12 protein-coding genes are annotated in these 16,484 nt (G+C 71.5%); 4 read left to right on the top strand and 8 right to left on the bottom strand.

Annotated elements, in window-relative coordinates:
- The first annotated feature begins 1,465 nt into the window (after positions 1 to 1,465).
- The 3 genes from ACFP1K_RS39220 to ACFP1K_RS39210 are packed head-to-tail and all read left to right on the top strand — an operon-like array spanning position 1,466 to position 4,633.
- Complete coding sequence (locus ACFP1K_RS39220; protein ID WP_380763318.1) at positions 1,466 to 2,632, top strand: Gfo/Idh/MocA family protein; 1,167 nt, start codon at positions 1,466 to 1,468, stop codon at positions 2,630 to 2,632.
- Between the two features lie 4 nt (positions 2,633 to 2,636).
- A complete protein-coding gene (locus tag ACFP1K_RS39215; RefSeq protein WP_380763316.1) occupies positions 2,637 to 3,794 on the top strand; it encodes a DUF993 family protein in 1,158 nt (385 codons plus the stop codon).
- Positions 3,791 to 4,633: a sugar phosphate isomerase/epimerase family protein gene (locus ACFP1K_RS39210; protein WP_380763314.1), complete on the top strand. Its 843-nt coding sequence runs from the start codon at positions 3,791 to 3,793 to the stop codon at positions 4,631 to 4,633. Before ACFP1K_RS39215 ends, ACFP1K_RS39210 begins: the two co-directional genes overlap by 4 nt.
- Here the strand turns inward: ACFP1K_RS39210 and ACFP1K_RS39205 are convergent.
- From ACFP1K_RS39205 to dxs, 3 genes are all read right to left on the bottom strand, one after another.
- Positions 4,630 to 5,658: a LacI family DNA-binding transcriptional regulator gene (locus ACFP1K_RS39205; RefSeq protein WP_380763312.1), complete on the bottom strand. Its 1,029-nt coding sequence runs from the start codon at positions 5,656 to 5,658 to the stop codon at positions 4,630 to 4,632. The two genes, ACFP1K_RS39210 and ACFP1K_RS39205, sit on opposite strands and share 4 nt — an antisense overlap.
- Before the next feature lie 73 nt (positions 5,659 to 5,731).
- The gene (locus ACFP1K_RS39200; RefSeq protein ID WP_380763310.1) at positions 5,732 to 7,204 is read right to left on the bottom strand and encodes an amino acid permease; all 1,473 of its coding nucleotides are present in this window, start codon (positions 7,202 to 7,204) and stop codon (positions 5,732 to 5,734) included.
- Positions 7,205 to 7,299: 95 nt separating this feature from the next.
- Positions 7,300 to 9,267: a 1-deoxy-D-xylulose-5-phosphate synthase gene (dxs, locus tag ACFP1K_RS39195; protein ID WP_380763308.1), complete on the bottom strand. Its 1,968-nt coding sequence runs from the start codon at positions 9,265 to 9,267 to the stop codon at positions 7,300 to 7,302.
- Between the two features lie 195 nt (positions 9,268 to 9,462).
- Between dxs and ACFP1K_RS39190 the strand changes: the two genes are divergently transcribed.
- Positions 9,463 to 10,269: a neutral zinc metallopeptidase gene (locus ACFP1K_RS39190; RefSeq protein ID WP_380763306.1), complete on the top strand. Its 807-nt coding sequence runs from the start codon at positions 9,463 to 9,465 to the stop codon at positions 10,267 to 10,269.
- Positions 10,270 to 10,276: 7 nt separating this feature from the next.
- Here ACFP1K_RS39190 and ACFP1K_RS39185 read toward each other — a convergent pair whose 3' ends face one another.
- The 5 genes from ACFP1K_RS39185 to ACFP1K_RS39165 form a co-directional block, all read right to left on the bottom strand.
- Positions 10,277 to 11,533, bottom strand: coding sequence for an ROK family transcriptional regulator (locus ACFP1K_RS39185; RefSeq protein ID WP_380763304.1), 1,257 nt, complete (start codon positions 11,531 to 11,533; stop codon positions 10,277 to 10,279).
- A 48-nt stretch (positions 11,534 to 11,581) separates the two neighbouring features.
- Entirely contained in the window at positions 11,582 to 12,832 is a 1,251-nt protein-coding gene (locus ACFP1K_RS39180) for a sugar ABC transporter permease (RefSeq protein ID WP_380763302.1), read from the bottom strand.
- Positions 12,829 to 13,605 carry an ATP-binding cassette domain-containing protein gene (locus ACFP1K_RS39175; protein WP_380763300.1) on the bottom strand — a complete coding sequence of 259 codons (777 nt, stop codon included), beginning with the start codon at positions 13,603 to 13,605 and terminating at the stop codon, positions 12,829 to 12,831. The genes ACFP1K_RS39180 and ACFP1K_RS39175 overlap by 4 nt, the downstream gene beginning before the upstream one ends.
- A 70-nt stretch (positions 13,606 to 13,675) precedes the next feature.
- Complete coding sequence (locus ACFP1K_RS39170; RefSeq protein WP_380763298.1) at positions 13,676 to 14,797, bottom strand: sugar ABC transporter substrate-binding protein; 1,122 nt, start codon at positions 14,795 to 14,797, stop codon at positions 13,676 to 13,678.
- Between the two features lie 234 nt (positions 14,798 to 15,031).
- Positions 15,032 to 15,757 (bottom strand): TSUP family transporter, encoded by a 726-nt coding sequence (locus ACFP1K_RS39165; RefSeq protein WP_380763296.1) that lies wholly within the window; start codon positions 15,755 to 15,757, stop codon positions 15,032 to 15,034.
- Between the last annotated feature and the right edge of the window lie 727 nt (positions 15,758 to 16,484).

The raw sequence follows: 16,484 nt of genomic DNA, 5'->3' as shown, positions 1-16,484 counted from the left end.
CACCCCACCACCACACAACCCCCACCCCCCCCGCGGCACCTCTCCGCGCATGCGCAACCCACGACAGCGGAAACGGCCACTCCCACGTCGGTGAGCGCTATGGCGGGGAGGAGATGAAGCCCCATGCGCGCCGGGGTGAAGCGGCCCACCCTTGACGTCTCCCGAGCATGGCCATCACCGCCCACCCACCCGCGAGACCTCCCTCCAGGTATGCGCAACCCCCTCGACGGCCCGGCCACTCCCCCGTAGTGAGCGCTATGGCCGGAAGGACATGAAACCCATGCGCGCCGAGGTGAAGCGGCCCACCCCTTGACGTCTGCCGAGCATGGCCATCACCGCCCACCCACCCGCGAGACCTCCCTCCGGGTATGCGCAACCCCTCGACGGCAGGCTCGGCCACTCCCCCGTAGTGAGCGCTATGGCCAGGAGGAGATGAAACCCATGCGCGCCGGGGTGAAGTGGCCCACCCCTTGGCGTCTCCCGAGCATGGCCATCACCGCCCACCCACCCCCACCACAGAGGGGTGCCCCACGCGCACGCCACACCCCACCATCACGCAAGCCCCACCCCCACCTTCACGGCGGTGCCCACGCGCGCACTACACCCACACCCACGCAAACCCCCACACCCACCACCACACGGGGTGCCCCACCCGCACGCCACACCCACACCCCACCACCACAGCGGTCCCCCACCCACACAGCACGGCCACACCCCACCACCACCCAAACCCCCACACCCACCACCACAGCGGTTCCCCACCCACACGCCACACCCACACCCCACCACCACGCAAACCGGTGACGTCCCGCCAGGTGGTGTGATTTCCGTGGCCGTGATCATGAACGCGCCGCCCTAGGCGCCAGGTGGCGGGCCATCGACACCCTTCACGAAGATCCCCAGGAGTTACACCACTTCAGGGGACGTCACCCGCAAACCCCGCACCCACCACCACAGCGGTGCCCCACCCACACAGCACGCCCACACCACGGGAACCCCCACACCCACCGTCACGGGTGTCGCTCATGCGCGGACGGAGGTCTCGCGGGGTGGGTGGGCTGTGATGGCCAAGCTCGTGAACGACAACGGGTGGGCCAATATCGCCCAACACGACCAGGGGTTCAGGTCATTCACGCTCAAGGCAACTGCCGTCCCCGGCCACTCATGCACGTGGAACCGACGGCCGGGAAGGCACGGACGCCGGGTCGATCGCCGTAAGACGGCAGACGGCGCCGAATTCGCCGTACGACTTCCCGCCGCGCCGGCGCCGGTTAAGCGACCCCTCCACGGAGACGGGGCGGGTGCGGGCACCGGCGCGACTGGTTCGAACGACTTCTCCTTGGAGCGGGGCGGGTGTCCGCGTGGCCGGGTGTGAGATCGGCGGGCATCGCTTGACTCCTTGACCGAGCGCTTTCTACGGTGGGACTGGAGACTGGAAAGCGCTTTCCGTCGGTTAGGGGGCCGCATGTCCGTCGTCGGGGTTGTGATGAACGGGGTCACCGGGCGCATGGGGTATCGGCAGCATCTGTTGCGGTCGGTGCTCGCGATCAATGGGGACGGTGGGGTGCGGCTGTCCGGTGGGCGGCGGGTCATGTTGCGGCCCGTGCTGGTGGGGCGGGACGCGGGCAAGGTCGGGGAGCTGGCGGGGCGGCACGGGATCGAGGAGCACACCACCGACCTCGGGGCGGCGCTGGAGGACGAGCGCAACCTCGTCTACTTCGACGCGCAGGTGACCAGTGCGCGAGCCGCCGCCGTCCACCAGGCCATCGCGGCGGGCAAGCATGTGTACGTGGAGAAGCCCGTCGCGGGGACGCTGGACGACGCCCTCGCCCTGGCTAGGGCCGCCACAACCGCGGGGGTGCGCAACGGGGTCGTGCAGGACAAGTTGTTCCTGCCGGGGGTGCTCAAGCTGCGGCGGCTGGCCGACGCGGGCTTCTTCGGACGGGTGCTGTCGGTGCGCGGCGAGTTCGGCTACTGGGTGTTCGAGGGCGACTGGCAGAGCGCGCAGCGGCCGTCGTGGAACTATCGCGCGGCCGACGGCGGGGGCATCGTCCTGGACATGTTCCCGCACTGGCACTACGTGCTGGAGAACCTGTTCGGCAGGGTGGAGGCCGTCACGGCCCGCGCCGTCACCCATGTCGGCGAGCGGGTGGACGAGCGCGGCGAGCCCTACAAGGCCGACGCCGACGACGCCGCGTACGGCATCTTCGAGCTGGCGGGCGGCGTCGTCGCCCAGATCAACTCGTCCTGGGCCGTCCGGGTCCACCGCGACGAGCTGGTCGAGTTCCAGGTGGACGGCACCCACGGCAGCGCCGTGGCCGGCCTGCACACCTGCCGCTTCCAGCACCGCGCCGCCACCCCGCGCCCCGTCTGGGACCCCGAGGAGCCCACCCGGGTCCGCTTCCGCGACCAGTGGCAGGAGGTCCCCGACAACACCGTCTTCCCCAACGGCTTCCGAGCCCAGTGGGAACTGTTCCTGCGGCACGTCCTGGAGGACGCCCCGTTCCCCCACGACTTCGCCGCCGGGGCACGTGGCGTGCAGCTGGCCGAGCTCGGCCTGCTCTCCTCCGCCGAGGGCCGCCGCGTCCCCGTCCCCCGCCTGGACCTCCCCGCGCCGGACGGCGAGGGGTGACCGGATGAGGATCGAGCTGCCCGGCGGCCCGTACACGATGCGCGGCGCGCCGCCCCCGCCGCCGGGACCGGCGCCGACCGGGCGGGTGGCGTACGCCGCCGCGCACGTGGTGGCCGACCCCCTCGGCGACAACACCCCCGGTGCCCCGGCGGCCGTCGACTGGGACGCCACGCTGCGCTACCGCCGCCACCTGTGGTCGTACGGCCTGCGCGTGGCCGACGCGATGGACACCGCGCAGCGGGGCGCAGGCCTGGACTGGCCCGCCGCGCGCGAGCTGATCCGCCGCAGCGCCGACGCGGCGAGGGACCTCGGCGACCCCGCCGCTCTGGTGGCCTGCGGCGCCGGAACCGACCAGGCCCCGGCCGCCGCGACGCTGGCCGAGGTGGAGGCCGCCTACCTGGAGCAGATCGAGACCGTGCTGGAGTCCGGCGCGGGCGTGATCATCATGGCCAGCCGCGCGCTCGCCAGGATCGCCAGAGGGCCGGACGACTACCACGCCGTCTACGGCAAGCTGATCGCCCACGCCGGCCGCCCGGTCGTGCTGCACTGGCTGGGCGAGATGTTCGACCCGGCCCTGACCGGCTACTGGGGCGCCGGGGACGTCCCCGGCGCCACCGCCCACTTCCTCACCCTGGTCCGCGAGCACGCCCCCCGGGTGGAGGGCGTCAAGGTCTCCCTCCTGGACGAGGAGCACGAGACGCGGCTGCGCGCCGCCCTGCCCCCCGGCGTCCGCCTCTACACCGGCGACGACTTCAACTACCCCTCCCTGATAAAGGCGGGCTCGCACGCCCTCCTCGGCGTCTTCGACCCAATCGCCCCCCTCGCCGCCGCCGCCCTGCGCTCCCTGGACGCCGCCGAGCGAGCCGCCGACCCCGCCCCGCACCTCAGGACGTACGACGAGACCCTGGCCCCCACCGTCCCCCTGGCCCGCGCGCTCTTCCAGGCCCCGACCTACCACTACAAGACCGGCATCGTCTTCCTGTCCTGGCTCGCCGGGCACCAGGACGCCTTCACCATGGTCGGCGGCGCCCAGTCGTCCCGTTCCCTCCCCCACCTGGCCGGGCTGTTCCGCCTCGCCGACCAGGCGGGCCTGTTCCCGGACCGGGACCTGGCCGCGTACCGCATGCGCGCCCTGCTCGCCGTGCACGGGGCGGCCCGGTGAACCGGCTCTCGCTCAACCAGTGGACCACCCGGCGGTGGTCCCTGCCCGAGGCGGCCGACGGCTGCGCGCGGCACGGCCTCCAGGCCATCGGGGTGTGGCGCGAGCAGCTCGCCGAGTGCGGTCTCGCGGCGGGCGTCCGGGCGGTGAGGGCCGCCGGGCTGCGGGTCTCCTCCCTGTGCCGGGGCGGCTTCCTCACCGCGGGCGGCGCCCTGGACGACAACCGGCGCGCCATCGACGAGGCCGCCGAGCTGGACGCCGCCTGCCTGGTCCTGGTGGTCGGCGGCCTCCCCGGCGTCCCTCCCGGCGCCCCTCCTCCGGCGGCCTTCTCCCGCGACCTCCCCGGCGCCCGTGCCCGGGTCGCCGAGGCCCTCGCGGCGCTGGTGCCGTACGCCGCCGAGCGGGGCGTGCGACTGGCCCTGGAGCCCCTGCACCCGATGTACTGCGCCGACCGCGCGGTCCTGTCCACCCTGGGTCAGGCCCTGGACCTCGCCGGGCACCACCCCGCCGACCGGGTCGGCGTGGTCGTGGACGCCTTCCACGTCTGGTGGGATCCCGCCCTGCCCGCCCAGCTCACTCGGGCGGGCGCCTCGGGCCGCCTCGCCTCCTACCAGGTCTCCGACTGGCCCCAGCCCCTCCCGCCGGACGTCCTGCTCGGCCGCGCCATGATGGGCGACGGCGTGATCGACCTTCCCGCCCTCACCGCCGCCGTGCTCGCGGCGGGCTACACCGGCGACATCGAGGTCGAGATCTTCAACGCCGAGGTCTGGTCCGCCGACCCCGACGAGGTGCTCACCACCATGAAGCGCCGCTACCGGGAGATGCTCGCCGGGCAGGCCTAGGTGACCAGGTCGGGCGGGGCGGGCGCCAGGGCGGCGACGCTGGAGCGGAGGATGACCTTCCCGGGGACGAGCTCGACCCGGGCGGTGTCGCCGCTGGTGAGGGCCAGATCGAGCGCCATGGCGCCCATCTCGGCCAGGGGCAGGCGCACGGTGGTCAGCGGCGGCACGGTGTCGCGCAGCGGCGAGATGTCGTCGAAGCCCGCCAGCGAGAGGTCCTCGGGGACGCGCACGCCCCGCTCCCGGAAGGCCGCGAGCGCGCCCACGGCCATGACGTCGTTGACGGCGAAGACGCAGGTGGCGCCGGCGCCGAGGTCCAGGAGTTCGAGGGCGGTGGCGTGTCCGCCGTCGCGGTCGAAGCCGCCGTGCAGGACCAGCGGCGGCGGCAGGCCGAGGGCGGCCAGGGCGAGGGTGAAGCCCTCGGAGCGGTCGACGGCGGTGAGCAGGGCAGGCGGACCGGCCAGCACCGCGAACCGGCGGTGCCCCTGGGCGGCCAGGGCCCGCGCGAGCCGGTCGGCGCCGTCGCGGTTCATGGGCGCCACGGTGTCCACCCCGCCGAGGCTCTGGCCGATGAGCGCGACCCGGCCGCCGCTGGCGCGGTAGAAGTCCAGCTCGTCGGACAGCCGCCGGACCATCCGCTCGTCCGACACCCGGGAACCGGCGATCACCACGACCCTGGCGCGCTGGGCCCGCAGCGTGGCGATCTGGGCGATCTCGCGTTCGGGGTCGCGGAAGGTGGTGGTGAGGGTCACCACCATGCCGTGCAGGTCGGCCGAGCGGATCACGCCGTCGGCGATGGTGGCGAAGTAGTGGTCGGTGAGGTCCTGCACGACCAGGCCGACCACGTTGCTCGCCCCGCGGGCCAGGGTCTGCGCGGTCGCGTCGACGCGGTAGCCGAGCCGGTTGGCGGCCGACTCGACGCGGGCGCGCATGGCGGCGCCCACCTGGCGGGTGCTGCCGTTGAGCACCCGCGACGCCGTCGCCAGAGACACCCCGGCCTCCTTGGCGACGTCCTCGAGCGTGACCATGGTCGTCCTCCCGTGCCCACCGGGCTCCCCCTCCATTGTGCTGCCCGGCGACACGTGGCGTGACCTCGAGGTGTCAGCGGGTCCCCGCCCGCTCCTGCTCCGCCACCCGGCTGTGCCGCGCGCCGTACCCGAAATAGACGACGACGCCGAGCACCATCCACACCAGGAACCGCACCCACGTCTCCACCGGGAGGTTCAGCATGAGGTAGAAGCACGCCAGCATCGACAGGATCGGCACCAGCGGGACCAGCGGGGTGCGGAACGACCGCGGCAGCTCGGGCCGGGTGCGCCGCAGGATCATGACGCTGGCCGAGACCAGGACGAACGCGAACAACGTGCCGATGTTCACCAGCTCCGCCAGCGCCGACAGCGGGATGAGCCCGGCCAGCAGCGCGGTGACCGCGCCGATGATCAGTGTGATGCGGTACGGCGTGCCGAAGCGGGGGTGCACGGCGGCCAGCGAGCGGGGCAGCAGGTTGTCCCGGCTCATCGCGAAGAACACCCGGCTCTGCCCCAGCATGAGGATCATCACGACGGTGGTGAGCCCGGCCAGCGCGCCGATGCTGATGATGGTGGCCAGCCAGTCCTGCCCGACCGAGCGGAACGCCGTGGCCAGCGGCGCCTCGGTACTCAGCCGGTCGTACGGTTGCATGCCGACGACCACCAGCGACACCGCGACGTACAGCACGGTGCACAGGGTGAGCGAGGCGATGATGCCGATCGGCAGGTCACGCTGGGGGTTGCGGGTCTCCTCGGCGGCGGTGGCCACCACGTCGAACCCGATGAAGGCGAAGAACACGATGGCGGCGCCGACGAAGATCCCGAACACGCCGAACGCGACGGGCGTGACCCCGAACAGCACCTGGATGAGCGGCGCCTGCAGCCCGCCCACCTTCGGCGTGGGCTGCGCCGGGGGGATGAACGGGGTGTAGTTGGCCTTGGCCACGAAGAACAGGCCCGCGACGATGACCAGCAGGATCACCGCCACCTTGATCGTCACCACCACGAGGTTGACCCGGGCGGAGAGCTTGATCCCCGCCACCAGCACGGCGGTCAGCACGGCCACGACGACCACGGCGGGGACGTTGAACACCGCGTGCTCCCCCACCAGCGTGTCGGGAAGGTGCACCCCCATGGTCGCCAGCAGCTCGGCGAAGTACCCCGACCAGCCGACCGCGACCACCGCGGCCCCGAGGGCCATCTCCAGCATGAGGTCCCACCCGACGATCCAGGCGGGGAACTCCCCGATCGCCGCGTACGAGAACGTGTAGGCCGACCCCGCCACCGGCACCGCGGACGCGAACTCCGCGTAGCACAGCGCCGCCAGCGCGCACACCACGCCGGCCACCACGAACGACAGCGCCACCGCCGGACCGGAGGTCTCCTTGGCGACCTCGCCGGTGAGCACGAAGATGCCCGTCCCGACGATCACCCCGACCCCGAACACCGTGAGGTCCAGCGCGCTCAGGCTGCGCCGCAGCCGGTGCTCGGGGGCCTCGGTGTCCTCCAGCGAGGTCTCGACGGACTTGGTCCTGAAGATCCCCATACCTACACCTCACTCACACCGGCGATCCCACCCGCCTTCCCCTGGAATCCGCGCTCATGCGCGTGCGCCGGGAAGAGGGTGGGCGGGAAGCCGGGTCAGAGGGAGATCTGGGGGGTGGCGGGGTCCTTCAGGGCCTTGGTGAGGTCGGTGGCGAGGTGGTCGGGGGTGAGGCCGATCTCGGTGAGGATGGTGGCGCGCTTGGCGTGGGAGAGGAACCGCTGAGGGATGCCGTAGGTGCGGACCGGGGTGGGGACGCCCGCGTCGCGCAGCATGCGGGCCACGGCGTCGCCGACGCCGCCCACGCGGCCGCTGTCCTCGGCCACGGCCACGAGGTCGTGCTCGGCGGCGGCGGTCACCAGGGCGGCGTCGAGGGGCTTGACCCAGCGGGGGTCGACGACGGTGGCCTGGACGCCGCCCTGGGCCAGCAGCTCGGCGGCCTCCAGGCACACCGGGGCCATGGCCCCCGCGGCGACCAGCAGCACCCTGCCCGCCTGCGGCGTCCCGTCGGCGGGCTCGGCCTCCGAGGCCGGGTACAGGACGTCCATCGCGCCGAGGCGGCCGACGGCGGGGATGTCGGCGGGGATGGCGCCCTTGGGGAAGCGCACGACGGTGGGGGCGTCGGCGACCTGGACGGCCTCCCCGAGCAGCTCGCGCAGCCGCGTGGCGTCGCGGGGGGCCGCGACGGACAGGCCCGGGATCACCTGGAGGATCGACAGGTCCCACATGCCGTTGTGGCTGGCGCCGTCCTCGCCCGTGACGCCGGCGCGGTCCAGCACCACCGTGACGGGGAGGCGGTGGAGGGAGACGTCCATCAGGAGCTGGTCGAACGCGCGGTTGAGGAAGGTGGCGTAGATCGCGACCACGGGGTGCAGGCCGCCGAGCGCCAGGCCGGCCGCGCTGGTCATGGCGTGCTGCTCGGCGATGCCGACGTCGTAGGTGCGCTCGGGGAACGCCTCGGCGAACGTGGCGAGGCCGGTGGGGTGGAGCATGGCGGCGGTGATGGCCACGATGTCGGGGCGCTCGCCGCCGAGCCGCACCAGCTCCTGCCCGAAGACGTTGGTCCAGCCGTGCGGCTTGGGCCGCTCCTCCCCGGTGGCGGGGTCGAACGGCTGCGGCGAGTGGAAGCAGTCCTCGTCGTGGTTCTCGGCCGGGGTGTACCCGCTGCCCTTGGTGGTGAGCACGTGCACGATCACCGGGCCCCGGAAGTCGCGCGCCTTGGTCAGCGCGGCCTCCACCGCCTGCTCGTCGTGGCCGTCGATGGGCCCGACGTACTTCAGGCCGAGGTCCTCGAACATCACCTGGGGCGCGAGGACGTCCTTGATGCCCTTCTTCATGCCGTGCAGCGTCTCGTACAGCGGCGCGCCGACCACGGGCACCCGCCCGAGGTTGGTCTTGACGAACTCGAGCATGTGCTCGTAGTTCTGCGTCATGCGCAGCGAGGCCAGGTGGGAGGCCAGCCCGCCGATGGTCGGGGAGTAGGAACGGCCGTTGTCGTTGACCACGATGACGAGCGGCAGCTCGGGGTCCTTGGCGGACCCGGCGATGTTGTTCAGCGCCTCCCAGGCCATGCCGCCGGTCAGCGCGCCGTCGCCGATGACGGCGACCACCGTGCGGTCGTGCTCGCCGCGCAGTTTGTACGCCTTGGCGAGCCCGTCGGCGTACGACAGGGCGGTGGAGGCGTGGGAGTTCTCGATGACGTCGTGCGGGGACTCGGCCTGGCTCGGGTAGCCCGACAGGCCGCCCTCCTGGCGCAGTGTCGCGAAGTCTCCGGCCCGGCCGGTGAGGATCTTGTGGACGTACGCCTGGTGCCCGGTGTCCCACAGGATGCGGTCCCTCGGGGAGTCGAAGACCCGGTGCAGCGCGATGGTCAGCTCGACGACGCCGAGGTTCGGCCCGAGATGCCCGCCGGTCCGGGACGTGGTGGCAACCAGCAGCGCGCGGATCTCCGCGGCCAGCGCCGGCAGCTCTCCGACGGCCAGGCGCTTGAGATCTCCCGGCCCTTTCACCGTCTCCAGTAGATCGTCCCGCTCCTGCTCACCGGATCGCCGGCTCCGCTCGCTCACGGAATCATCTCCTCCGCCCGTTCGTCGACCAGCCTGAGTCTATTTGCCTTAGCGTCGCACCCCTGCGGGGCACTCGGTGTGCTTTGTGGCACAGCCCTGTCCGGTACTGGACCGGTCCCGGCGCGATCCGGGGGTAGATCTGGTTGTTTATTGGGTTTTACGGCACACGTCCGACTCGCGTACCCTCTCGGGACCATGGGCAAGTCCTCGGTCGTCCTTCTTCTCGCCATCGCGGCGTCTCTGCTGGCGGGTGGCACCGCCCACGCGGCTCCGGCCTCCTCTCCGGCCCTGCCCGCGTACCCCGTCAAGAACGCGAGCACGCTGACGCGGAACGCTCTGTACGCCACCGGGCGACTACCCGCCACCTCCTGCCCCGAGCACCCGGTGCGCGCGGGCTCGGCGGCCTCGGTGCGCTCCTACCTGCTACCGCTGGTCAAGTGCCTGGACGCCACCTGGAAGGCCCAGTTCGCCAAGGCGCGGCTGCCGTTCACCCCGCCGAAGGTGCGGTTCATCACCAGGCCGGAGAAGGCCTGCGGGGAGAAGTGGGGCAAGAACGTCCAGGCCATCTACTGCAACCCCACCAGGCAGATCGTCATGCTGCTCGACCGCGCCGTGGTCTCCTCCCCCGAGGACCTGTTCCTGATGGACGTGATCGCGCACGAGTACGGCCACCACGTGCAGAACGTCACCGGGATGTGGCGCGAGCTAGGGCGCCTGCCGAGCCGCGGCAAGGCCGAGTACTACGAGCAGACCCGCCGGCACGAGCTCCAGGCCGAATGCCTCGCCGGGGCGTTCATCGGCAGCGTCTGGCAGTCCCTGGACCGCACGGACGAGGACTGGGACGACCTGCTGGACATCGACCGCCGCAGCGGCGACGAGCAGTCCAAGGTCCGCGACCACGGCAAGGGCAGGAACATCGCCAACTGGCTGAACCGCGGCTACAAGGCCGCCGGGCCTTCGGCCTGCAACACCTGGATCGCGAGCTCCACGATGGTCGCCTGAGGGCCGCTCAGCCCCCGCCCGCCGGCAGCCCTCCGGCCTTCGCCACCATCGCGGCGGGCGCGGCGCCGGCCCGCGACAGCGTGTCCAGCGGGTCGGCGAGCACCTGGTCGAACGCCAGCTCGGCCGCGCCGACCAGCGTGGTGTCGTCGCCGAGCAGCGGCGTGCGCAGCCGCAGCGCCTCCCGCGAGGCGCTCAGCACGTCCGTGGTGATCCGGCTGCGCACCTGGGCCGCCGCCCCGAGATAGATCTCGCGCAGCGTGCCCCCGAAGATGACGATCTCGGGGTTGAAGATGTTGACGAGGTTGGCCACGCCCAGGCCCAGCCAGTCCCCCACCCGGGTGAGGGCCTCCTGCGCCACCACGTCGCCGCGGTCGGCCGCGTCCACGACGGACCGCACGGCGTCCCGTCCCACCTGCGTGCCGAACCGCCCGGCGGCCTCCAGGAGCGCGCGCTCCCCCACCTCGGACTCCAGGCACCCGCGCGACCCGCAGCCGCACGGCCGGCCCCCGGCGTTGACCACCATGTGGCCGATCTCGCCGCCGTAGCCGCCGTGCCCGCTGAGCAGCCGCCCCGACACGATCACGCCGCCGCCGACCCCCACGTCGCCGTGCAGGTAGACCAGGTCGCGGCTGTTCACGCCGACTCCCCTGGCCTGCTCGGCCAGCGCGCCGAGATTGGCGTCGTTGCCGACGACCACGGGCACGCCGAGCGCCAGCCGCCGGCTCAGCTCCGCGCCGAGAGGCACGTCGTTGGCTCCCATGTTGGGGCTGTACCGCAGCACACCGTCGCCGCTGCGCACGCCGCCGGAGACGGCCACGCCGACGCCGACGCAGACCGCGCCGCTCCGGGCACGGCCGAGCATCTGCCGGGAGAAGCCGGCGAGCGCGCCGACCACGTCCTCAAGGACGAACGGCCCCCGGGGGCGGACGGTCTCCCGGCGGTCCAGGATCACGCCGCCCAGCCCCACCCGGGCCGCGACTAGCCGGTCCACCCCGATGTCGAAGGCCAGCACGTACACCATCGAGGACTCGGGCCGCACCACCAGGGAGGGACGGCCCGCCCGGCGCTTCTCCCTCGGCAGTTCCTCCCGCACCAGTCCCGCGGCCGTCAGATCGGCGGTGAGCGCCATGATGGTGCTGCGGTTGAGCCCCATCATGGTGGTCAGCTCGGCCCGGGACGTCGGGCCGCCGAGGTGCACGTGCCGCAGGAGAGCACCCAGATTCTGGCGCCGGATCTCGTCCTGCGAGGGGCCCGCGCGGGTCATCGTTGGTCCCTCTGTTCGGTTGTGCGGTCGTGTCGGGGGGGCCGCCGATCACCGAAGTCCGGCGGCGGACGCCCGCTTGCGGGACAGGGCGTCGACCCCGGCCGCGAGGAGCAGGACCAGACCGGTGACGATGTACTTCACGCTCGCGCTGTACCCCATCAGGCCCATGCCGTTGTTGATGACGGCGACCACCGCACCACCGAGGATGGCGTCGAGCACCCGTCCCTTGCCACCGAACAGGCTGGTGCCGCCGATGACGGCGGCTCCCACGGCGAACAGCAGCACGTCGCTGCCGCCGGTGTTGGGATCGACCGAGCTGGCCTGGGACGCCGCGATGACGCCGCCGACGGCGGCCATGCCGGAACAGATCACGAACGCGCTGATCCGGATGCGGTCCACGTTGATGCCGGCCCGGCGGGCGGCCTCGGCGTTGCCGCCGACCGCGTAGATGTGCCGGCCGAACGCGGTGCGGCGCAGCACGAACGTCCAGAAGATGAGCAGCGCCACCACGATCGGCACCACGATCGGCACGCCCTTGAGCGACACGATCAGGGCGTTGCGGCTGCGCTCCAGGTTGAGGAAGTAGACCGCGAGCCCGGCGATCACCGCGAGCCCGCCCACCCGCACCGCGATCAGCGTGATCGGGTCGGCCGACAGTCCCCGCCCGGCGCGCCTGCGGGCCCGCACGACCTGCACGAGCGCGTAGCCGCCGACGCAGATGACGAACAGGACCCACCCGAGCACGGGGGTCATGTTGTTGTTCTCGATCGCGATGATGGTCTGGTCGCGGACGGAGATGTTGGTGCCCTCGCGGACCAGCACCAGCAGCAGGCCCTGGAATCCCAGGAAGGCGGCCAGTGTCACCACGAACGATGGAATGCCGAGTTTGGCGACCAGCGCGCCGAGGAACGCTCCGATGACCACGCCGGCGATCATCGCGGCCAGCACCGCGACGTACCACGGCTGGCCGTAGGTGCTCAGGGTCACCGCCAGCACCGCGGCGCAGACGCCGCTGGTGTAGCCGGCCGACAGGTCGATCTCGCCGAGCAGCAGGACGAAGACCAGGCCCATCGCGATGACGGCGATCGCGGCGCCCTGGGTGAACAGGTTGGCGAAGTTGATCGCCGACAGGAACACCGGACGCAGGATGGCGAACACCGCGCACAGCACGACCAGCCCGAAGACCGCCGGGAGTGCGCCCATGTCGCCGCCCCGGACGCGCTCCAGGTACCCGCGGGCGTTGCCGCTGATGCTGGGCGCGGGGACGGTGGGTTTCTCGGGAATCGTCGTGGTACTCATGGCGTGGCTCCGTTGAGGTTCTGCAGGCCGAGCTCTCCGCTGCGCCCCGAGGTGATTAGCTCGACCACCTGGGCGTGGGTGACGTCGGAAGTCCTCACCTGCGCGGCCATGCGCCCAAGGTACAGCGCCGAGATCCGGTCGGAGACGGCGAAGACGTCGTTCAGGTTGTGGGAGATCAGCACCACAGCGAGGCCGTTGTCGGCCAGGCGGCGCACCAGTTCCAAGACCTGCGCCGTCTGCGCGACGCCGAGGGCGGCCGTGGGCTCGTCCAGGATGACGATCTTGCTGTTCCACAGCACGGCCTTGGCGATGGCCACGGTCTGCCGCTGGCCGCCGGAAAGGCTGGCGACGCGCTGGCGGATCGACTTCACCGTGCGGACCGACAGGCTGTCCAGGGTCTTGGCCGCCATCTCCTCCATGGTGGCCTCGTCCAGGACCAGGCCGCTCTTGCGCTCCCGGCCGAGGAACATGTTCTGGACGATGTCGAGGTTGTCGCAGAGCGCGAGGTCCTGGTAGACGATCTCGATGCCCAGGTCGGCCGCCTCACGGGGCGTGTTCACCGAGACGGGCTTGCCGTCGAGGATGTACTCGCCCGCGTCCATCGGGTGGATGCCGCCGATGCACTTGACCAGGGTCGACTTGCCGGCGCCGTTGTCGCCGACCAGGGCGGTGACCTCTCCGGCGTACGCGGAGAAGGCCACGTCGTGCAGCACCTGCACGGGGCCGAAGCTCTTGTCGAGCCCTCGGACCTCCAGAACGGGTTGGGATGACACGTTGCTCCTCAGACTGGCGGAACGGCCCGCGCGGACGCCGTGGCGCACGCGCGGGCCGTACCACGCATCGCTACTGGACTCCGGCCTCGGTGCACTTCTCGGCGAAGTCGCCGGTGCAGAGGTCGTCCTTGCTCACGTAGCCGTCCGCGACGACGTCCTTGACGCTGTCGAAGTAGATCGGCTGCGGGTCGAGCAGGACCGAGGGAACGTCCCGGCCGCTCTCGGTGTCCTTCACCGAGCCGCTGGCGGCCGGCTTCTCACCCTTGGACAGGGCGATGGCCAGCTCGGCGGTCGCGTCGGCCTCCTTCTTGATGGCCTTGTAGACCGTCATGCACTGGTCACCCGCGAGGATGTTCTGCAGGCCCTCGACGGTGGCGTCCTGGCCGGTGACCGGGACCTTGCCGTTGAGCTTCTGCTTCTTCAGCACGGTGATGGCGGCGTTGCCGAGGCCGTCGTTCGCGGCGAGCACGCCGGCGATCTTCGGCTCGGAGGTCAGCATCTGCTCGAAGATCTGACCGGCCTTGGCGTTGTCCCAGTCCGGCACGGACTGGTCCGGGCCCTTGACGTAGTCGCCGGAGTCGTACTTCGGCTGGAGCACGCCGTCGTAGCCAGCCTTGAACAGCGTGGCGTTGTTGTCGGTCGGCGAGCCGTTGAGCTCGGCGACGATCGGCTTCTCGGCCTTCTTGTCGGTGAGGCACTTCACGAGGCCCTCACCCTGCAGGGTGCCGACCTTGGTGTTGTCGAAGCTCACGTAGTAGGAGGCGCTGCCGCCGAGGGTGAGGCGGTCGTAGTCGATCGTGGCCACGCCCTGCGACTTGGCCTTGTCCAGCACGGCCTTGCCGGTGCCGCTGTCCAGGTTCACGATCACCAGGACGGTCGCGCCGTTGGTGATCATCTGGTCGGCGATGGTCTGGAAGGCCGTCTTGTCACCCTGTGCGTTCTGGATGTCGTAGGCCACGTTGGCGGCCTTGAAGGCCTCTTCGAGGTACTTGCGGTCCGCCGTCTCCCAGCGGGCCGAGGACTTGCTGTCCGGCAGGATGACGCCGATCTTGCCCGGCTTGGCTTCCGCCGACGCCGAGGCGGAGCCGCTGGCAGAGGTGTCGCCGGTGCCGCCGCCGTCGCCCCCGCAGGCGGTGAGACCGAGAGAAAGCGCCGCCGCTGCGGCGGTCAGGCCGAGGATCCCCTTGCGCATGGGTGCACCGGGTCCTTTCTGCTGTGATGTGCCACTGCCGCGCACGGCGTGGCGTGGGGGTCTGGGTGGTAGGTGCCGGCCGAGCTCTGACCGGCGTGAACGGTGTGAGCCGGGTCCCGGCTTGGCCGTTTCTTTGAATGTTGTTTGCGGCAACGTATTCCGTCCTGGGCCGGTGCGCCAGCCCTGCAAGGGTCAAAATTTGTTGTCTCCGGTAACAATCGGGAAACGTGCCATTTACCGGACAAGCTGCTGGGCGATCAGCACGAACGCCGACACGGCGGCCAGCACCAGGATTCCCGCCCGCACCCGCCCTCCGTCCAGGTAGCGGCGCAGCGGCCCCGACACGGCGAACCCCGCGACCATGAAGGGGATCAGCAGGGCCCCCATGACCACCGACCGCCCCGGCAGATGGCCCACCACCGCCAGGATCGCCAGCGACTGCGCCGCCGAAAGGCAGAAGAACATCGCGAGGGTGGCCCGGATCTGCCGCCCCTTGGCGTGCTGGTAGACCAGCCCCATCGGCGGCCCCCCGATGCCGGTGGCGGTCCCCGTGACCCCCGACACGAACCCCGCCGCCCCCAGCGTCGCCCCCGTCCGCGGCACCACCACCGCCGTCGCGGTGACCGCCACCGCGACCAGCACCATCGTCCCGACGAACACCCCGAGCGCCTGCGTGCTGACGTGCACCACGATGACGGCCCCGATCAGGCTCCCGGGCAGCCGCCCGAGCAACGCGAACCCGAGCCCCCGCCAGTCCACCCCCCGCCACTCGGCCGCCAGCGTGAACATCGGCAGTATCAGGTTGACGACCTGCACGGCCGCCGGCATCAGCGACGAATCCAGCATCGTGATCACCGGCGCCGCCATCAACCCCAGCCCAAACCCCACCCCACCCTGCACCACAGCCCCCACAAAAACCGCAAAACCCGCAACAACCAGCACAAACCACTCAGGTGTCATAGACCGCACCGTAGAGGCCCATCCCCCACAACCCGCAACAGAGTTTCCCAACCCTGCCACCCCCGGCACGCCCGCCCGCCCTAGAACGCCTCGTCCCCCTCGCCCTCCTCCCGGCCCCGCGACACCCTCGGCCACTCATCACGACAGTGAGCACTTTGGCGAGGGAAGAGACGAAACCCATGCGCGCTGAGGTGAAGTGGCCCACCCTTGGCGTCTCCCGAACCCGGCCATCACGACCCACCCACCCCGCGGCACCCCTCCGCGCATGCACGACCCCACGACAGCGAAAACGGCCACTCCCCACGTCGATGAGCGCTATGGCGGTGAGGAGACGAAGCCCCATGCGCGCCGGGGTGAAATGGCCCACCCCTTGACGTCTCCCGAGCATGACCAGCACCACCCACCCACCCCGCCAGACCTCCCTCCAGGTATGCGCAACCCCCTCGACGGCAGGCTCGTCCGCTCCTCCGGTAATGAGCGCTTTGCGGGAGGAGATGAACCCCCATGCGTGCCAGCGTGAAGTGGCCCACCCCTTGGCGTCTCCCGAGCATGGCCATCACCACCCACCCACCCCGCGACACCCCTCCGCGCATGCGCAACCCCACGACAGCGGAAACGACCACTCCCCACGGGTTGCGTCCACGGAGGTGGTGTACGAGTTTTCGCTGGTGACAGGCGTGGCGTCGTGAAATGAGGACGGCCATCGCGTGATCCTTTTCGATGTTCC

Origin of the sequence: Sphaerisporangium aureirubrum, assembly GCF_042658925.1 — a bacterium.
In the GTDB taxonomy this organism is placed as follows: Bacteria; Actinomycetota; Actinomycetes; order Streptosporangiales; family Streptosporangiaceae; genus Sphaerisporangium; species Sphaerisporangium aureirubrum.
This window is presented reverse-complemented; position numbering and strand designations above follow the sequence as displayed.

Coding starts and splice junctions, on each gene's coding strand:
- ACFP1K_RS39220 (WP_380763318.1), top strand. CDS start 1,466: ATGTCCGTCGTCGGGGTTGTGATGAACGGGGTCACCGGGCGCATGGGG.
- ACFP1K_RS39205 (WP_380763312.1), bottom strand. CDS start 5,658: ATGGTCACGCTCGAGGACGTCGCCAAGGAGGCCGGGGTGTCTCTGGCG.
- ACFP1K_RS39165 (WP_380763296.1), bottom strand. CDS start 15,757: ATGACACCTGAGTGGTTTGTGCTGGTTGTTGCGGGTTTTGCGGTTTTT.
- ACFP1K_RS39170 (WP_380763298.1), bottom strand. CDS start 14,797: ATGCGCAAGGGGATCCTCGGCCTGACCGCCGCAGCGGCGGCGCTTTCT.
- ACFP1K_RS39215 (WP_380763316.1), top strand. CDS start 2,637: ATGAGGATCGAGCTGCCCGGCGGCCCGTACACGATGCGCGGCGCGCCG.
- ACFP1K_RS39185 (WP_380763304.1), bottom strand. CDS start 11,533: ATGACCCGCGCGGGCCCCTCGCAGGACGAGATCCGGCGCCAGAATCTG.
- ACFP1K_RS39180 (WP_380763302.1), bottom strand. CDS start 12,832: ATGAGTACCACGACGATTCCCGAGAAACCCACCGTCCCCGCGCCCAGC.
- ACFP1K_RS39200 (WP_380763310.1), bottom strand. CDS start 7,204: ATGGGGATCTTCAGGACCAAGTCCGTCGAGACCTCGCTGGAGGACACC.
- ACFP1K_RS39190 (WP_380763306.1), top strand. CDS start 9,463: ATGGGCAAGTCCTCGGTCGTCCTTCTTCTCGCCATCGCGGCGTCTCTG.